This window comes from Streptomyces sp. NPDC029138 (genome assembly GCF_055564375.1).
Genome location: NZ_JBVHWM010000004.1, coordinates 196,579 through 214,263, shown reverse-complemented (window position 1 = coordinate 214,263; position 17,685 = coordinate 196,579). Strand labels below are relative to the sequence as shown.

Below are 17,685 nucleotides of genomic sequence, written 5' to 3'. Positions count from 1 at the left end.
GGGCGGATCTTGGGAGGGACGCGTGGGACGGTCGACGTTCAGTGGAGGCGCCGATGCCCAGTAGCCGTACCGGCCGGCCACCCGTGCAGCGGGCGTCCCGGCGCCCGCGTTCCGCCGTTGCCCGGCCCCCGCGCGAGAACCCCGTACAACGCTTCTACACGCGCGCGCGGCGCGCCTGGGACCGGCCGCTCACCGCCTACTACCTGATCGTCGGCGGCAGTGTGCTGATCACCGTGCTGGGCCTGGTGATGGTCTACTCGGCCTCCCAGATCACCGCGCTCCAGCTGTCGCTGCCCGGGTCCTACTTCTTCCGCAAGCAGTTCCTCGCCGCGCTCATCGGCGGCGCACTGCTGTTCGTCGCCTCCCGCATGCCGGTGAAGCTGCACCGGGCGCTGGCCTACCCGATCCTCGCCGGCGCCGTCTTCCTGATGGCCCTGGTGCAGGTGCCCGGGATAGGAGTGGCGGTCAACGGCAACCAGAACTGGATCTCCCTCGGCGGCTCCTTCCAGATCCAGCCCAGCGAGTTCGGCAAGCTCGCCCTGGTGCTGTGGGGCGCGGACCTGATCGCCCGCAAGCAGGAGAGGAAGCTGCTGACCCAGTGGAAGCACATGCTGGTGCCTCTGGTCCCGGTCACCTTCCTGCTGCTCGGGCTGATCATGCTCGGGGGCGACATGGGCACCGCGATCATCCTCACGGCGATCCTCTTCGGCCTGCTCTGGCTGGCGGGCGCGCCGACCCGGCTGTTCGCGGGCGTCCTGTCCGTCGCCGGCCTGATCGGTGTGACGCTCATCAAGACGAGCCCCAACCGGATGGCCCGGCTCGCGTGCATCGGCGCCACCGAGCCCAAGGCCGGGGTCGCCGACTGCTGGCAGGCCGTGCACGGCATCTACGCCCTGGCCTCCGGCGGACTCTTCGGCTCCGGACTCGGTGCGAGTGTGGAAAAATGGGGCCAACTCCCGGAAGCCCACACCGACTTCATCTTCGCCGTCACCGGTGAGGAACTGGGCCTGGCGGGGACGCTGTCGGTGCTCGCCCTGTTCGCGGCTCTAGGCTATGCGGGTATCCGCGTGGCCGGACGCACGGAGGACCCCTTCGTGAGGTATGCCGCGGGAGGCGTGACCACCTGGATCACCGCCCAGGCGGTGATCAACATCGGTGCGGTGCTCGGCCTGCTGCCGATCGCCGGCGTCCCCCTCCCGCTGTTCTCCTACGGAGGGTCCGCCCTGCTGCCGACCATGTTCGCCATCGGGCTGCTGATCGCCTTCGCGCGCGACGAGCCCGCTGCGCGGGCAGCGCTTGCGATGCGGCAACCTCGCTTTGGTAGAAAGCGGGCAGGAGGCCCCGGTGCCGAGCGGGGGCCTCGGAGATGGAACACGATGCGACGGCGTGCCTCGGCGGCGCGCTCGTCCGGAGAGCGGTGAATTTCGGTGCATGTCGTACTCGCCGGTGGGGGGACCGCCGGCCACATCGAGCCCGCGCTCGCCCTCGCGGACGCCCTGCGCAGGCAGGACCCGACCGTGGGGATCACGGCCCTGGGCACGGAGCGCGGCCTGGAGACCCGGCTCGTCCCGGAGCGCGGCTACGAGCTGGCGCTGATCCCGGCGGTGCCGCTGCCCCGCAAGCCCACCCCCGAGCTGATCACCGTCCCGGGCCGGCTGCGCGGGACGATCAAGGCCGCCGAGCAGATCCTGGAGCGCACCAAGGCGGACTGCGTGGTCGGCTTCGGCGGCTATGTCGCCCTGCCCGGCTATCTGGCCGCCAAGCGCCTCGGCGTGCCCATCGTGATCCACGAGGCCAACGCGCGCCCGGGCCTGGCCAACAAGATCGGCTCGCGGTACGCGGCCCGGGTCGCCGTCTCCACCCCGGACAGCAAGCTGCGTGACGCCCGCTACATCGGCATCCCGCTGCGCCGCTCCATCGCCACCCTGGACCGCGCCGCCGTCCGGCCCGAGGCCCGGCACCGCTTCGGCCTCGACCCCAACCTGCCCACGCTGCTCGTCTCCGGCGGCTCGCAGGGCGCCCGGCGGCTGAACGAGGTGACCCAGCAGGTCGCCCCCTGGCTCCAGCAGGCCGGTATCCAGATCCTGCACGCGGTCGGCCCGAAGAACGAACTGCCGCAGGTACACCAGATGCCGGGAATGCCCCCCTACATCCCGGTAAGTTACCTGGACCGGATGGACCTCGCGTACGCCGCGGCCGACATGATGCTCTGCCGCGCGGGCGCGATGACCGTCGCCGAACTCTCCGCCGTCGGACTCCCGGCCGCGTACGTTCCGCTGCCCATCGGCAACGGCGAACAGCGGCTCAACGCCCAGCCGGTGGTCAAGGCGGGCGGCGGACTGCTCGTCGACGACGCGGACCTGACGCCCGAGTGGGTGCAGCAGAACGTGCTGCCCGTGCTCGCCGACCCGCACCGGCTGTACGAGATGTCCCGCGCGGCGAGCGAGTTCGGCCGCCGGGACGCCGACGACCTGCTCGTCGGCATGGTGTACGAGGCGATCGCCTCGCGCCGTTAGGACCATATGACGAAAGGGCAGTGAGGGTGGCCGGACCGACTACCGCCGAGCGCGGTGAACGCCAGCAGGAGTCGTCCGGCCCGCCGCCCGCCCGCGGGCTCAACCGGCGGCGCCTTCGTACGATCGTCGTCCTGTTCGCCCTTCTCGTGCTCCTCGGGGCCGGTTCCGCCTGGGCCCTGTACGGCTCCAAGTGGCTGCGCGTCGAGCACGTCTCGGTGTCGGGCACGCGCGTGCTGACTCCCGCCCAGGTGCGCGAGGCGGCGGCCGTGCCCGTCGGGAAGCCGATGATTTCCCTCGACACGGATGTCATTGAAGCCCGACTTCGCCGGAAATTGCCCCGAATTGACACCGTAGATGTGGTTCGTTCCTGGCCGCACGGAATCGGTCTGAAAGTGAGTGAGCGCACTCCGGTTCTGTTGGTCCGAAAGGGCGCGAACTTCGTCGAAGTCGACGACGACGGTGTCCGGTTCGCCACGGTTCCGCAGGCGCCGAATGGCGTTCCGATGCTGGAATTGTCCGCGTCCCGGACGGGTTCGGGTGCCGCCAGCTTCCGGCGCTTCGGCGCCGACCGGCTGGTGCGCGAGGCGGTCCGGGTCGCCGGAGACCTGCCGGCCGCCGTGGCGAAAACCGCCCGGGCCGTCCACGTGCGCTCCTACGACGACATCTCGCTGGAGTTGACGGACGGCCGTACCGTCGCGTGGGGCAGCGGCGAACAGGGCCGCGCGAAGGCACGGGCCCTCACGGCTCTCATGAAAGCATCTCCCGGTGCGCGGCACTTCGACGTCAGCGCCCCCACCGCCCCTGCGTCATCGGGGAGTTGACGCACATCAGCGCAGGCCAGCACCCTGGTTGGGCACTGCTACGGCTGATCACATAGGGTGAAAAGAAAAACGGGAGGTTCGGCGTGTTCGTTGAACGGGCGCCACTTGTCGACTTAGTGTCCTGTTCAGAAGACTCCAGGGAACAGGCACACTGGTAACCCTAAACTTCAGGGTTAGGGTTCGGGTCGGCGCTACGGACCGTCCCATTCGGCATCCGTCGTCCCGGCGCGGGGCACCGCACGGCGGCGACAACGTAATTCGAGGCGAGAGGCCTTCGACGTGGCAGCACCGCAGAACTACCTCGCAGTCATCAAGGTCATCGGTGTCGGCGGCGGTGGTGTCAATGCCATCAACCGGATGATCGAGGTCGGTCTCAAGGGCGTCGAGTTCATCGCCATCAACACCGACGCACAGGCGCTGTTGATGAGCGACGCCGACGTCAAGCTCGACGTCGGCCGCGAACTCACCCGCGGACTCGGCGCCGGAGCCAACCCGGCCGTCGGCCGCAAGGCCGCCGAGGACCACCGCGAGGAGATCGAGGAGGTCCTCAAGGGGGCCGACATGGTCTTCGTGACGGCCGGTGAAGGCGGCGGCACCGGCACCGGCGGCGCGCCCGTCGTGGCCAACATCGCGCGCTCGCTCGGCGCCCTCACCATCGGCGTGGTCACGCGCCCGTTCACCTTCGAGGGACGGCGCCGCGCGAACCAGGCCGAGGACGGCATCGCCGAACTCCGCGAAGAGGTCGACACCCTCATCGTCATCCCGAACGACCGACTGCTGTCCATCTCGGACCGCCAGGTCTCGGTCCTGGACGCCTTCAAGTCCGCCGACCAGGTCCTGCTCTCCGGTGTTCAGGGCATCACCGACCTCATCACCACCCCCGGCCTGATCAACCTGGACTTCGCCGACGTCAAGTCGGTCATGTCCGAGGCCGGTTCGGCCCTCATGGGCATCGGCTCGGCCCGCGGCGACGACCGCGCGGTGGCCGCGGCCGAGATGGCGATCTCCTCGCCGCTGCTGGAGGCGTCCATCGACGGCGCCCGGGGCGTGCTGCTCTCCATCTCCGGCGGCTCCGACCTCGGCCTCTTCGAGATCAACGAGGCCGCCCAGCTGGTCAGCGAGGCCGCCCACCCCGAAGCCAACATCATCTTCGGCGCGGTCATCGACGACGCCCTCGGCGACGAGGTTCGGGTCACCGTGATCGCGGCCGGCTTCGACGGCGGCCAGCCGCCCGCCCGCCGGGACAACGTCCTCGGTACGGCCTCCGGACCGGCCCCCGCCCGCCGCGAGGAGCCGGCTCCGGCCCGGCCGAGCGAGCCGAGCCGTCCGTCCTTCGGCTCGCTGGGCAGCGTCAAGCCGAAGGAGGAGCCGGAGCCGGCGCCCGAGCCGGTGGCCGAGATCCCGGTCGCCCCGCCGGTGACGCCGGCGCCCCGGACCTACTCGGACAGCGCGGCCGAGGAACTGGACGTCCCGGACTTCCTCAAGTGATAGGACAGCGCGAGAGCGTGAGCGGCGCGCACTTCGCCTTCACCGACCGGTGGGGCGGGGTGAGCGCCGCTCCGTATGAGGAGCTGAACCTCGGCGGCGCGGTCGGCGACGCGCCCGAGGCGGTACGGGGCAACCGGGAGCTGGCGGCCAAGTCGCTCGGCCTGGACCCCGCCCAGGTCGTCTGGATGAACCAGGTGCACGGCGCCGACGTCGCCGTGGTGGACGAGCCGTGGGGCACGGGAGTCGCCCGTCCGGTGCCGGAGGTCGACGCCGTCGTCACCGCCCGGCGCGGACTCGCCCTCGCCGTCCTCACCGCCGACTGCGTGCCGGTGCTGCTGGCCGACCCCGTCGCCGGGATCGTCGCGGCGGCCCACGCCGGCCGGCCCGGCATGGTCAAGGGGGTCGTCCCCGCCGCCGTACGGGCCATGGTCGAACTCGGTGCCGTGGCGCGGCGGATCGTCGCCCGCACCGGACCGGCCGTGTGCGGCCGGTGCTACGAGGTGCCGGAGGCGATGCGCGCCGAGGTGGCCGCCGTGGAGCCGGCGGCGCACGCCGAAACGAGCTGGGGCACGCCGGCGCTCGATGTGAGCGCCGGGGTGCACGCGCAGCTCGACCGGCTCGGGGTGTGCGACCGGGCGCAGGCGCCGGTGTGCACGCTCGAGTCGGGCGACCACTTCTCGTACCGCCGCGACCGCACCACCGGGCGGCTCGCGGGCTATGTCTGGCTGGACTGATGGGGCATGACGGACCGTAAGACCGAACTCGCCGCGAACCTGGCGAAGGTGGAGGGGCGCATCGCCGCCGCGTGCGCGGCGGCCGGGCGCGCGCGGGAGGAGGTGACCCTGATCGTGGTCACCAAGACCTACCCGGCGAGCGATGTGCGGATTCTGTCGGAGCTCGGTGTGCGCCATGTCGCCGAGAACCGCGACCAGGACGCGGCCCCGAAGGCCGCGGCCTGTGCTGATCTGCCCTTGACGTGGCACTTTGTCGGTCAGTTGCAGACCAACAAGGTGCGTTCCGTGGTCGGTTACGCCGGTGTCGTGCAGTCCATCGACCGTTCCCGGCTCGTCACCGCGCTGTCGAAGGAGGCGGTGCGGGCGGAGCGCGAGGTGGGCTGTCTCATCCAGGTCGCGCTCGACGCCGGCGCGAGCGGCAGGGGCGACCGCGGTGGCGTGGCCCCCGAAGGAATCGAAGAGTTGGCCGACCTCGTCGCCGGTGCGCCCGGGCTGCGGCTCGACGGACTGATGACCGTCGCTCCGCTCACCGGAGAGTACGCCGGGCGCGAACAGGCGGCGTTCGAGCGCCTCATGGATTTGTCGACTGACCTGCGCCGAGCCCATCCGGCTGCAACCATGGTGTCGGCAGGGATGAGCGCGGACCTCGAACAGGCCGTGGCCGCCGGGGCGACACATGTGCGCGTCGGCACCGCGGTACTCGGAGTCCGCCCTAGGCTCGGGTAACGTCGCCAGGAAGTCGGACCACAGCAGAAAATATGGTCAATGCGCGCCAAAGCGGGCAGAACGACCACGTGGATCGCGGGCACTTGGCAGTCGTCAGTCGATCCACCACAGAGCGGAGGACTCAGAGCATGGCCGGCGCGATGCGCAAGATGGCGGTCTACCTCGGCCTCGTGGAGGACGATGGGTACGACGGCCGCGGATTCGACCCCGACGACGACTTCGAGCCCGAGTTGGACCCGGAGCCCGAGCGGGACCACCGACGGCACGAGCCGTCGCACCAGTCGCACGGTGCACATCAGTCCCAAAGGGACGAAGAGGTGCGAATCGTACAACCGCCCGCGCCGCGCGAACCGGTGGCCCGTTCGACTTCGCTCGCCGCGGAATCCGGACGTCCGGCGCGGATCGCGCCCGTGGCATCCATCACACAAGAACGTCAGTCCCTGGAGAAGAACGCGCCGGTGATCATGCCCAAGGTCGTGTCCGAACGAGAGCCGTACCGGATCACCACGCTTCACCCGCGGACCTACAACGAGGCCCGTACCATCGGGGAACACTTCCGTGAAGGCACCCCGGTGATCATGAATCTGACTGAGATGGACGACACAGACGCCAAGCGACTTGTCGACTTTGCGGCCGGTTTGGTGTTTGGTCTTCACGGCAGCATCGAGCGGGTGACGCAGAAGGTGTTCCTGTTGTCTCCTGCTAACGTCGATGTCACGGCGGAGGACAAGGCCCGCATCGCAGAGGGCGGGTTCTTCAACCAGAGCTGAGACGTACGACCGGATCGAAGCACGGAAGAGCACGGGACAGGGGAGAGGGAACCACAGGCCATGAGCGTGTTCGCGCAGGTGATCTACATCGCGCTGATGGTGTTCCTCGTCGTGCTGATCTTCCGGCTGGTCATGGACTACGTCTTCCAGTTCGCCCGCTCGTGGCAACCCGGCAAGGCGATGGTGGTCGTACTGGAGGCCACCTACACTGTCACCGATCCACCGCTGAAGCTTCTGCGGCGGTTCATCCCGCCGCTGCGTCTCGGGGGCGTGGCGCTCGACCTGTCCTTCTTCGTACTGATGATCATCGTCTACATTCTCATCTCCATCGCGCAGAGCTTCGTGAGATGAGGATGGGGACGATCCGGTCTTGCCGACTGCCGATGACTACGTTGAGGTGAAGAGATGCCGTTGACCCCCGAGGACGTGCGGAACAAGCAGTTCACGACCGTCCGCCTCCGAGAAGGCTATGACGAGGACGAGGTCGATGCCTTCCTCGACGAGGTCGAAGCCGAACTGACCCGTCTGCTCCGCGAGAACGAGGACCTGCGCGCCAAGCTGGCCGCGGCCACCCGCGCCGCCGCGCAGAACCAGCAGAACGCGCGCAAGCCCCCGGAGCAGGACCAGCAGCAGCACCAGCAGCACCAGCAGCAGCACCCGCAGCAGCACCCGCAGCAGGGCATGCGAGGTCCCGGCGCTCCGGTGCCCGCCGGCATATCGGGCCCGCCGCAGCAGCAGATGGGCGGCCCCATGGGTGGTCCGCCCCAGCTGCCGAGCGGTGCCCCGCAGCTGCCTGCCGGCCCCGGCGGTCAGGGCGGCCCGCAGGGTCCCGGCCCGATGGGCCAGGGTCCGATGGGTCAGGGCCCGATGGGCGGCCAGCCGCCCATGCAGCAGCAGATGGGCGGCCCGATGGGCGGTCCCATGGGTGGCCCCATGGGCGGTCCGATGGGTGGCCCCGGTCAGGGCCCCGGTGGCGACAGCGCCGCCCGTGTCCTCTCGCTGGCCCAGCAGACCGCCGACCAGGCGATCGCCGAGGCCCGCTCCGAGGCCAACAAGATCGTCGGCGAGGCCCGCAGCCGCGCCGAGGGTCTGGAGCGTGACGCCCGTGCCAAGGCCGACGCCCTGGAGCGGGACGCGCAGGAGAAGCACCGCGTCGCCATGGGCTCCCTGGAGTCCGCCCGCGCCACGCTGGAGCGCAAGGTCGAGGACCTGCGCGGCTTCGAGCGCGAGTACCGCACGCGCCTGAAGTCGTACCTGGAGTCGCAGCTGCGTCAGCTGGAGACCCAGGCCGACGACTCGCTGGCCCCGCCGCGCACCCCGGCCACCGCGTCCCTGCCGCCGTCCCCGGCGCCCTCCATGGCCCCGGCCGGCGCGAGCGCCCCGTCCTACGGCGGCAACCAGACGATGGGTGGCAACCCCTCGCCGTCCGCCCCGTCCTACGGCGGCCAGCAGCAGATGACCCCGGCCATGACCCAGCCCATGGCCCCGGTCCGCCCGCAGGGCCCGTCTCCGATGGGCCAGGCTCCCTCGCCGATGCGCGGGTTCCTGATCGACGAGGACGACAACTGAGCACCGGGCACCAGTACGACAACGGCGTCGGCAGCGTCTGATAGGGCGGGCCCCTTGGACTTCGGTCCCGGGGGCCCGCCCTTTTTACGCGGGTTGCGTGAAGGAACCCAGGGGCGCGAGGGACCGCGCACGGCACTCGTCCCACGGGACTTACGAAAGAAGGGCCCAGCCTCCGAACATGGAGACCGGGCCCTTCTGCGAACCGCTCGGCGCTTACACCTTCCGCAGCCGGAACGTGAGCGACAGCCCCTCGTCGGTGAACGTCTCACCGAAGCTGTCGTCGCCCTCGCCCTGCTGGAAGTCGGTCGACAACACCTCGTCAGCGATCAGCTCCGCATGCTCGGCCAGCGCGGCGACCACCGCGGGGTCGGTCGACGCCCAGCGCAGAGCGATCCGGTCGGCCACGTCCAACCCGCTGTTCTTGCGGGCCTCCTGGATCAGCCGGATCGCGTCACGGGCCAGGCCCGCCTGCCGCAGCTCCTCGGTGATCTCCAGGTCCAGTGCCACCGTGGCACCGGAGTCGGAGGCCACCGACCAGCCCTCGCGCGGGGTCTCCGTGATGATCACCTCGTCCGGGGCGAGGGTGACCGTCTCACCGTCGACCTCCACGGAGGCCGTGCCCTCGCGCAGCGCGAGGGACAGCGAGGCGGCGTCGGCGGCGGCGATCGCCTTCGCCACGTCCTGCACCCGCTTGCCGAACCGCTTGCCGAGCGCCCGGAAGTTGGCCTTCGCGGTCGTGTCGACCAGGCTGCCGCCGACCTCGCTGAGCGACGCCAGCCCCTCGACGTTCAGCTCCTCCGTGATCTGCGTGTGCAGCTGCGGGTCCAGGGCCTCGAAGCCGTTCGCCGCGATCAGCGCGCGGGACAGCGGCTGGCGCGTCTTGACGCCGGACTCCGCGCGCGTGGCGCGGCCCAGCTCCACCAGCCGGCGGACCAGGACCATCTGCCTCGACAGCTCCGGGTCGATCGCCGACAGGTCCGCCTCCGGCCACGAGGCCAGGTGCACGGACTCCGGCGCGCCCAGGGTGACCGGAACGATCAGGTCCTGCCACACCCGCTCGGTGATGAACGGGGTGATCGGCGCCATCAGCTTGGTGACGGTCTCCAGCACCTCGTGCAGCGTGCGCAGCGCCGCCTTGTCGCCCTGCCAGAAGCGACGGCGGGAGCGGCGGACGTACCAGTTCGACAGGTCGTCGACGAACGCGGACAGCAGCTTGCCGGCGCGCTGGGTGTCGTACGCCTCCAGCGCCTGCGTCACCTGGTCGGTGAGCGCGTGCAGCTCGGACAGCAGCCAGCGGTCCAGCACCGGGCGCTCGGCCGGCGCCGGGTCCGCCGCGGACGGCGCCCAGTTCGACGTACGGGCGTACAGGGCCTGGAAGGCGACCGTGTTCCAGTAGGTCAGCAGCGTCTTGCGGACGACCTCCTGGATGGTTCCGTGGCCGACCCGGCGCGCGGCCCACGGGGAGCCGCCGGCCGCCATGAACCAGCGCACCGCGTCCGCGCCGTGCTGGTCCATGAGCGGGATCGGCTGGAGGATGTTGCCCAGGTGCTTGGACATCTTGCGGCCGTCCTCGGCCAGGATGTGGCCCAGGCAGACGACGTTCTCGTACGACGACTTGTCGAAGACGAGAGTGCCGACGGCCATCAGCGTGTAGAACCAGCCACGGGTCTGGTCGATCGCCTCGGAGATGAACTGCGCCGGGTACCGGCTCTCGAACAGCTCCTTGTTCTTGTACGGGTAGCCCCACTGCGCGAACGGCATCGAGCCCGAGTCGTACCAGGCGTCGATGACCTCCGGCACGCGCGTGGCCGTCGCGCCGCAGCCCTCGTGCGGGCAGGCGAAGGTGACCTCGTCGATGTACGGGCGGTGCGGGTCGAGGCCGGACTGGTCGGTGCCGGTCAGCTCGGTCAGCTCGGTGAGGGAGCCGACGCAGGTGAGGTGGTCCTCCGCGCAGCGCCAGATCGGCAGCGGGGTGCCCCAGTAGCGGTTGCGGGACAGGGCCCAGTCGATGTTGTTGTCCAGCCAGTCGCCGTACCGGCCGTGCTTGACCGTCTCCGGGAACCAGTTGGTCTTCTCGTTCTCCTGGATGAGTCGGTCCTTGATGGCTGTCGTGCGGATGTACCAGGAGGGCTGCGCGTAGTAGAGCAGCGCGGTGTGGCAGCGCCAGCAGTGCGGGTAGCTGTGTTCGTACGGCAGGTGCTTGAAGAGGAGGCCGCGCTGGTTCAGGTCATCGGTGAGCTTTTCGTCCGCCTTCTTGAAGAAGATGCCGCCGACCAGCGGGACGTCCTGCTCGAAGGTGCCGTCCGGGCGGACCGGGTTCACGACCGGCAGGCCGTAGGAGCGGCAGACCTTGAGGTCGTCCTCACCGAAGGCCGGGGACTGGTGGACCAGGCCCGTACCGTCATCGGTGGTGACGTACTCGGCGTTCACGACGAAGTGCGCCGGGGCCGGGAACTCCACCAGCTCGAACGGACGTTGGTACGTCCAGCGCTCCATCTCGGCGCCGGTGAAGGTCTGGCCCGTGGTCTCCCAGCCCTCGCCGAGCGCCTTGGCGACGAGCGGCTCGGCGACGACGAGCTTCTCCTCGCCGTTGGTGGCGACGACGTAGGTCACCTCCGGGTGCGCGGCGACCGCCGTGTTGGACACCAGGGTCCAGGGGGTCGTCGTCCACACCAGGAGCGCGGCCTGGCCGGCGAGCGGACCGGAGGTGAGCGGGAAACGGACGTACACCGACGGGTCGACGACCGTCTCGTAGCCCTGCGCCAGCTCGTGGTCGGACAGGCCGGTGCCGCAGCGCGGGCACCAGGGGGCGACCCGGTAGTCCTGGACGAGGAGCCCCTTGGTGAAGATCTGCTTCAGCGACCACCAGACCGACTCCACGTACTCGGGGTCCATGGTCCGGTAGGCGTCGTCCAGGTCGACCCAGTAGCCCATGCGGGTCGTCAGCTCGGCGAACGCGTCGGTGTGCCGGGTCACGGACTCGCGGCACTTGGCGTTGAACTCGGCGATGCCGTACGCCTCGATGTCCTGCTTGCCGGAGAAGCCCAGCTCCTTCTCGACGGCCAGCTCGACGGGCAGGCCGTGGCAGTCCCAGCCGGCCTTGCGGGCCACGTGGTAGCCGCGCATGGTGCGGAAGCGGGGGAAGACGTCCTTGAAGACGCGCGCCTCGATGTGGTGGGCGCCGGGCATGCCGTTGGCGGTGGGCGGGCCCTCGTAGAACACCCATTCCGGGCGGCCCTCGGACTGCTCCAGGCTCTTGGCGAAGATCTTCTGGTCACGCCAGAAGTCGAGCACGGCGTGCTCAAGAGCGGGCAGGTCGACCTGTGCGGGCACCTGGCGGTACGTCGGCGCTGTCATCTGCGAGCATCCTCCAACGGACTTGCTGCCTTCCGTCGGAGGGACGAGAGCCTTCGTTCCTGTCTACGCCGTGTGCGGCGCGCTCCCGCGGTACCACCCTCCTTGGCCCCCCGCCACGCCGTACGCGCCGGTGAGCCCCCTCATTGGGGTCGCGAAGCCGGTTCTACTCGCCGTCGCCCTTCGGCTGCGGCTTTCTTCCGGCGGCTCCGGGGTGATCTTCACGTCGCGCTCGCCCCCGGGCTCACACCGTCCCCGGGTCGCTCTGGGCTGCCTACGCCGCTACTCGTCCCCATCCACGCTTCTCGCTCCGCCCAGTGTACGGCGCCGCGCGGACAGCGGCGGACCGGTTTTCCGCGCGGCGGGGGCGGAGGCCGTGCGACCGGCCCGTATGACCCGAATGGCGAGGGGAGCGGGCTCCGAGGTGCGTGCGGGTCCGGCCCGGCGGATTACCCGGCGGGGAGCTGGGCACAACGGATGCATGCCCGTGGCGCGGGGGGTGCGGGCGGGCGAATCGGGCGGTGTGCCCCGTTGCCGCGGGACTCAAGTCGATTTATCGTCCCAGCACGATTCGCGTGCAAGATCACAATATGTGAAGGGGCCGCGGCCATGGTGGCGAAGAAGACCGCCGTACAGCAGCCGGCGACCGGGAAGACCGGCGCGAGGCCTGCCACCAAGAAGACGGCCCCGGGCAGGACGGCCGCCACGAAGACGGCTGCCACGAAGACGGCCGGCGGGAAGACGGCCGCGAAGGAGACGGCCGCGAAGGAGACGGCCGTGAAGGAGACGGCTGCCGAGAAGGCAGCGGTGGCCAGGAAGCCGGCGGCTGTGAAGACGGCTGCCGGGAAGCCGGCGGTGACCAAGACGGCGGCCAAGAAGACGGTCGCCAAGAAACAGGCCGCCAAGGAGACGGCCGTGAAGGAGGCGGTGGCCAAGAAGACGGCGGCGGAGAAGGCCGCAGTGAGGCAGGCGGCCACGAAGAAGGCGGTCGCCCCCGACAAGACGGCTGCCGGGAAGAAGACGGCCACGAAGAAGACGGCCACGAAGAAGCCGGCCACGAAGAAGCCGGCCGTCACGGGGAAGACGGCCGCCAAGGAGACGGCCGGCACGGAGACGGCCGCCAAGGAGACGGCCGGCAGGAAGACCGTCGACAGGACGGCCGTCACCGAGAAGACCGCTGCCCAGAAGGGCGCGGCGCGGGAGGCGGCCGACAAGAGCACGGCCAAGAAAGCGGGCGCGGCGCGGGCCGCGAAGCAGACGGGAGCCACGACGGTGGTTGCGAAGAAGACTCCTGGCACGGCCACGGCGGAACAGACCGCCGTTCCCAAGGCGCGGCTCGCCGCGGTGGAGCCCGGCGAACTGGCGGTGCGCCCCGGTGAGGATCCCTGGACCCCGGAAGAGGTCGCGGAGGCCCGGGCGGAGCTGCAATCCGAGCTGGAGCGGCTGCGGGAGGAGATCAGCTCGTCGGAGGCGTCCCTGGTCGGCCTGATGCGGGACTCGGGGGACGGCGCCGGCGACGACCAGGCCGACACCGGCACCAAGAACATCACGCGCGAGCATGAACTGGCGCTGGCCGCGAACGCGCGCGAGATGCTGATCCAGACCGAGCGCGCCCTGGAACGGCTCGACGCGGGCACCTACGGCCTGTGCGAGAACTGCGGCAACCCCATCGGAAAGGCCCGGATGCAGGCGTTCCCGAGGGCCACGCTGTGCGTGGAGTGCAAGCAGAAGCAGGAACGCCGCTCCTGAGCGTGAGGGGCCCTCAGGGCGTGCCGTAGTCTCGTCCCCAGTCAGGCACCTAGGTTGAGGGACTCACGTGGCAGAGGCGGAGCGGATCATCGGTACGCCGGACACCCCGGACGACGGCGGCGAGCACACGGCGGCGGCCGGAGCACCCGCCGACACCGGCGCGGTCGGGGCGCCCGGGGAGGCCGGCGCGTCCGGCACGGGCGAGGAGCGGACCCCGGCGCGGCGGCCCGGCCGCGGGCGCCGGATCGCCGTGCTGTTCGCGGTGGCCGCGTTCGCGTACGCCCTCGACCTGATCAGCAAGATGCTCGTCGTGTCCCGGCTGGAGGGCCACGCGCCGATCCAGGTCGTCGGGGACCTGCTGGAGCTGCACGCGATCCGCAACCCGGGTGCCGCCTTCGGGTTCGGCGCGGCCTTCACGGTGATCTTCACGCTGATCGCCGCGGCCGTGATCGTCGTGATCTTCCGCCTGGCCCGCAAGCTGTACAGCTTCCCCTGGGCGGTGGCGCTCGGGCTCCTGCTCGGCGGCGCGCTCGGCAACCTCACCGACCGGATCTTCCGGGCGCCGGGCGTCTTCGAGGGCGAGGTGGTGGACTTCATCGCGCCCAAGGGCTTCGCGGTGTTCAACCTCGCCGACTCGGCGATCGTGTGCGGCGGCATCCTGATCGTGCTGCTGTCCTTCCGCGGCCTGGACCCCGACGGCACGGTCCACAAGGACTGACCCCGGGGTCCGCCCGGGTTTTCCACAGGCTCGTGCGGAGGCGTCCGGCCCGTCCGGCATACTCGACGGGTGAGCACGATTCCCGAGATCCGTACCCTGCCCGTGCCCGACGGCCTGGAGGGCGAGCGCGTCGACGCCGCCATTTCCCGCATGTTCGGCTTCTCCCGCACGAAGGCGGCGGAGCTGGCCGCGGCCGGCAAGGTCCAGGTCGACGGCGCGGTGGTCGGCAAGTCCGAGCGGGTGCGCGGCGGCGCCTGGCTGGAGGTCGAGATGCCGCAGGCGCCCGCGCCGGTGCAGGTGGTCGCCGAGCCGGTCGAGGGCATGGAGATCGTGCACGACGACGATGACGTGGTCGTGATCGTCAAGCCCGTCGGCGTGGCCGCGCACCCGTCGCCGGGCTGGTCCGGCCCGACCGTCATCGGCGGCCTCGCCGCCGCCGGATACCGGATCTCCACCTCCGGCGCCGCCGAGCGCCAGGGCATCGTGCACCGCCTGGACGTCGGCACCTCCGGCCTGATGGTGGTCGCCAAGTCGGAGCGGGCGTACACGTCGCTCAAGCGCCAGTTCAAGGAGCGCACGGTCGACAAGCGCTACCACACCCTGATCCAGGGCCACCCGGACCCGACGAGCGGCACCATCGACGCCCCGATCGGCCGCCACCCGAACCACGACTACAAGTGGGCGGTCACCGCCGACGGCAAGCCCTCGGTGACCCACTACGACCTCATCGAGGCCTTCCGCGCCGCCTCCCTGCTGGACGTCAAGCTGGAGACGGGCCGCACCCACCAGATCCGCGTCCACATGGCCGCCCACCGCCACCCGTGCGTCGGCGACCTCACCTACGGCGCCGACCCCACCCTCGCCAAGCGGCTGCGCCTGACCCGCCAGTGGCTGCACGCCGTACGCCTCGGCTTCGAGCACCCCGGCGACGGCTCCTGGGTGGAGTTCGAGAGCGACTACCCCGAGGACCTCCAGACGGCCCTCGACCAGGTCCGGGAGGAGACATGGGCGTGAGCCCCGCCTACACCGTCCGGGTCGCCGAGGACCCCGCCGACCGCGAGGCCTGCTTCGCGGTCCGCAAGGAGGTCTTCGTGGCCGAGCAGGGCGTGGCCGAGGACATCGAGTACGACGCCTACGACGCCGTGGCCGTGCATGTCCTGGCCGTCCGAGAGGACGGGATGCCGCTGGGTACCGGGCGCCTGTTGTACGGCGAGGCGGCGGCCGCGAAGACCGGCGGGGACCCGGCGGTGGGCTCGCTGGGCCGGCTCGCCGTCTCCCGGGCGGCCCGTGGACTCGGCGTCGGCGCGGCCCTGGTGCGCGCCATCGAGGACGCGGCACGCGCGCGTGGCCTCACGGCGGTGGACCTGCACGCCCAGACCCACGCCCTGGGCTTCTACGAGCGGCTCGGCTACGAGGCGTACGGCCCGGAGTTCCCGGACGCGGGCATACCGCACCGGGCGATGCGCCGGGCTCTGTAACGGCCCGGGCCTGCGCGGACAGGCGTCGGAGCAGGGCCGGGTCGTGGGCGTCATGGCAGGCTTGAGGTCTGCCGTGTGATCGTCGACTCCCGGAGCGCCGTCCGTGGATCAGCTGGCTCTGTTGTTCGTACTGCTGCTCGGGGCCCTGGTGAGCGTCCCGGTGGGGGACCGGTTCGGGGTGCCGGCGCCGGTGCTGATGACCCTGTTCGGCGGGGCCCTGGCGGTGGCCGAATTCGTCCCCAACGTGGACATCCCGCCGGACCTGATCCTGCCCGGGCTGCTGCCACCGCTGCTCTACGCCGCCGTACGCCGGACCTCTTGGCGGCAGTTCGCGGCCAACATCCGCCCGATCTTCCTGCTGGCCGTGGCCCTGGTCTTCGTGACGACGGTGTGCGTGGCGTTCGTCGCCAACGCCATCGTGCCCGGGCTGCCGATCGCCGCCGCCGTCGCGCTGGGCGCCCTGATCGCGCCGCCCGACCCGGTCGCCGCGACCAGCGTCGCCGGCCAGCTGGGGCTGCCGCGCCGCCTGGTGTCGATCCTGGAGGGCGAGGGCCTCTTCAACGACGTCACCGCCATCGTGCTGTACCACGTGGCGATCGCCGCGGCCGTGAGCGGCTCCTTCTCGCCCTGGCGGGCCGGTGTGGACCTGGTGCTGTCCGCCGTCGTCGCGGTGGCCGTCGGCCTGGTGCTGGGCTGGGGCGCGAACAAGCTGATGGACCTGCTCGGCGATCCGACCCTTCAGATCGGCATGACCCTGCTGGTGCCGTACGCCTCCTACGTGCTCGCGGAGAAGCTGCACGGCTCGGGCGTGCTCGCCGTGCTCACCACGGCGCTCTTCCTCGCCGAGTACGCCACCGACGCCGACGACGTGATGACCCGGCTCGCCGGGCACACCTTCTGGGACATCATCGACACCCTCGTCACGGGCGTCGCCTTCGGACTCATCGGTCTGGAACTGCACAACGCCATCCGCACGGCCCAGGGGCGGTGGGGCGAGATGCTCGGCTGGGCGGCGGCCGTGGTGGGCGTGGTGGTCGTCGTACGGCTGCTGTGGCTGCTGCCGGCGACCTGGCTGACCAAGCGGTTGCACGCCCGCCGGGACTACGACGAGGAGATCCCGGTGAGCTGGCGGGAGACCGTCGTGATGTGGTGGTCCGGCATGCGCGGGGTGGCCTCGGTGGCGCTGGCGCTGGCCGTGCCGCTCAAGACGGACGCCGGGTCGCCGTTCCCCGATCGGGACGAGATCGTCTTCATCGCCTTCGGAGTGATCGTCGCCACGCTGGTGGTGCAGGGGCTCACACTGCCGTGGCTGGTGAAGCAGCTAGGGGTGCGGGCCGACTCCGAGCGGGAGAAGGAGTTCGAGAAGGAGCTGGCGGTGCGGGCCGCGAAGGCGGCGAAGCGGCGGTTGCGGGAGATCGAGCAGGTGGAGGAGCTGCCCGAGGAGCTCTCCGAGCAGATGCTGCGGCGGGCCTTCGACATCGGCATCCGGATCAGCCCGGACGTGGGGGAGGAGGAGCGGCGGGAGGCGCAGCACCAGCGGGCCAAGCGGCTGAAGCGGGTGCGGCGCATCCAGAACGAGATGCTGAGCGCGGCGCGCCACGAGGTGCTGGCGGCGCGGAGCGAGCCGGGAGCGGACCCGGAGATCGTGGACCGGGTGCTTCGGCATCTGGACGTACGGAGCCTGCGGTGAGCGCTGCGCGGAAGCGCGTCATACTCATGCGCCGACCCCGTGGACAACAACAACTCCCGGCGCCACCCGCCC

The 17,685-nt window shown here is 70.8% G+C and carries 15 protein-coding genes; 14 read left to right on the top strand and 1 reads right to left on the bottom strand.

What is annotated here, in order from left to right; all coding sequences use genetic code 11:
- Nucleotides 1-53: 53 nt before the first annotated feature.
- The 9 genes from ftsW to ACZ4WH_RS06630 all read left to right on the top strand — a co-directional run bounded on the left by ftsW (nt 54) and on the right by ACZ4WH_RS06630 (nt 8,624).
- The gene (gene ftsW / locus ACZ4WH_RS06670; protein WP_468177284.1) at nt 54-1,421 is read left to right on the top strand and encodes a putative lipid II flippase FtsW; all 1,368 of its coding nucleotides are present in this window, start codon (nt 54-56) and stop codon (nt 1,419-1,421) included.
- Between the two features lie 6 nt (nt 1,422-1,427).
- A complete protein-coding gene (murG, locus tag ACZ4WH_RS06665; protein WP_468177282.1) occupies nt 1,428-2,516 on the top strand; it encodes an undecaprenyldiphospho-muramoylpentapeptide beta-N-acetylglucosaminyltransferase in 1,089 nt (362 codons plus the stop codon).
- A gap of 26 nt (nt 2,517-2,542) precedes the next feature.
- Complete coding sequence (locus tag ACZ4WH_RS06660) at nt 2,543-3,337, top strand: cell division protein FtsQ/DivIB (RefSeq protein WP_468177280.1); 795 nt, start codon at nt 2,543-2,545, stop codon at nt 3,335-3,337.
- A gap of 279 nt (nt 3,338-3,616) precedes the next feature.
- The gene (gene ftsZ, locus ACZ4WH_RS06655; RefSeq protein ID WP_468177278.1) at nt 3,617-4,825 is read left to right on the top strand and encodes a cell division protein FtsZ; all 1,209 of its coding nucleotides are present in this window, start codon (nt 3,617-3,619) and stop codon (nt 4,823-4,825) included.
- Nucleotides 4,822-5,559 (top strand): peptidoglycan editing factor PgeF, encoded by a 738-nt coding sequence (pgeF, locus tag ACZ4WH_RS06650; RefSeq protein WP_468177276.1) that lies wholly within the window; start codon nt 4,822-4,824, stop codon nt 5,557-5,559. The genes ftsZ and pgeF overlap by 4 nt, the downstream gene beginning before the upstream one ends.
- A 6-nt stretch (nt 5,560-5,565) precedes the next feature.
- The gene (locus ACZ4WH_RS06645; RefSeq protein WP_468177274.1) at nt 5,566-6,285 is read left to right on the top strand and encodes a YggS family pyridoxal phosphate-dependent enzyme; all 720 of its coding nucleotides are present in this window, start codon (nt 5,566-5,568) and stop codon (nt 6,283-6,285) included.
- 128 nt (nt 6,286-6,413) lie between these two features.
- On the top strand, nt 6,414-7,055 hold the full coding sequence (locus ACZ4WH_RS06640) for a cell division protein SepF (RefSeq protein WP_030642042.1): 642 nt from the start codon (nt 6,414-6,416) through the stop codon (nt 7,053-7,055).
- A gap of 60 nt (nt 7,056-7,115) precedes the next feature.
- Nucleotides 7,116-7,406, top strand: coding sequence for a YggT family protein (locus ACZ4WH_RS06635; RefSeq protein WP_059248823.1), 291 nt, complete (start codon nt 7,116-7,118; stop codon nt 7,404-7,406).
- Nucleotides 7,407-7,460: 54 nt separating this feature from the next.
- The gene (locus ACZ4WH_RS06630) at nt 7,461-8,624 is read left to right on the top strand and encodes a DivIVA domain-containing protein (RefSeq protein ID WP_468177271.1); all 1,164 of its coding nucleotides are present in this window, start codon (nt 7,461-7,463) and stop codon (nt 8,622-8,624) included.
- A 213-nt stretch (nt 8,625-8,837) separates the two neighbouring features.
- On the opposite strand, the gene ileS is transcribed toward ACZ4WH_RS06630, so the two are convergent.
- Entirely contained in the window at nt 8,838-11,981 is a 3,144-nt protein-coding gene (gene ileS, locus ACZ4WH_RS06625) for an isoleucine--tRNA ligase (RefSeq protein ID WP_468177269.1), read from the bottom strand.
- Between the two features lie 606 nt (nt 11,982-12,587).
- Between ileS and ACZ4WH_RS06620 the strand changes: the two genes are divergently transcribed.
- The 5 genes from ACZ4WH_RS06620 (at nt 12,588) to ACZ4WH_RS06600 (ending at nt 17,613) form a co-directional block, all read left to right on the top strand.
- Nucleotides 12,588-13,727, top strand: a complete 1,140-nt coding sequence (locus ACZ4WH_RS06620) for a histone H1-like repetitive region-containing protein (RefSeq protein WP_468177267.1) — start codon at nt 12,588-12,590, stop codon at nt 13,725-13,727.
- A 67-nt stretch (nt 13,728-13,794) separates the two neighbouring features.
- Nucleotides 13,795-14,445, top strand: a complete 651-nt coding sequence (lspA, locus tag ACZ4WH_RS06615; protein WP_468177265.1) for a signal peptidase II — start codon at nt 13,795-13,797, stop codon at nt 14,443-14,445.
- Nucleotides 14,446-14,514: 69 nt separating this feature from the next.
- Complete coding sequence (locus tag ACZ4WH_RS06610; protein ID WP_468177263.1) at nt 14,515-15,459, top strand: RluA family pseudouridine synthase; 945 nt, start codon at nt 14,515-14,517, stop codon at nt 15,457-15,459.
- The gene (locus tag ACZ4WH_RS06605; RefSeq protein ID WP_468177261.1) at nt 15,450-15,923 is read left to right on the top strand and encodes a GNAT family N-acetyltransferase; all 474 of its coding nucleotides are present in this window, start codon (nt 15,450-15,452) and stop codon (nt 15,921-15,923) included. Before ACZ4WH_RS06610 ends, ACZ4WH_RS06605 begins: the two co-directional genes overlap by 10 nt.
- 103 nt (nt 15,924-16,026) lie before the next feature.
- Complete coding sequence (locus ACZ4WH_RS06600) at nt 16,027-17,613, top strand: Na+/H+ antiporter (RefSeq protein WP_468177259.1); 1,587 nt, start codon at nt 16,027-16,029, stop codon at nt 17,611-17,613.
- The last annotated feature ends 72 nt before the right edge of the window (nt 17,614-17,685 follow it).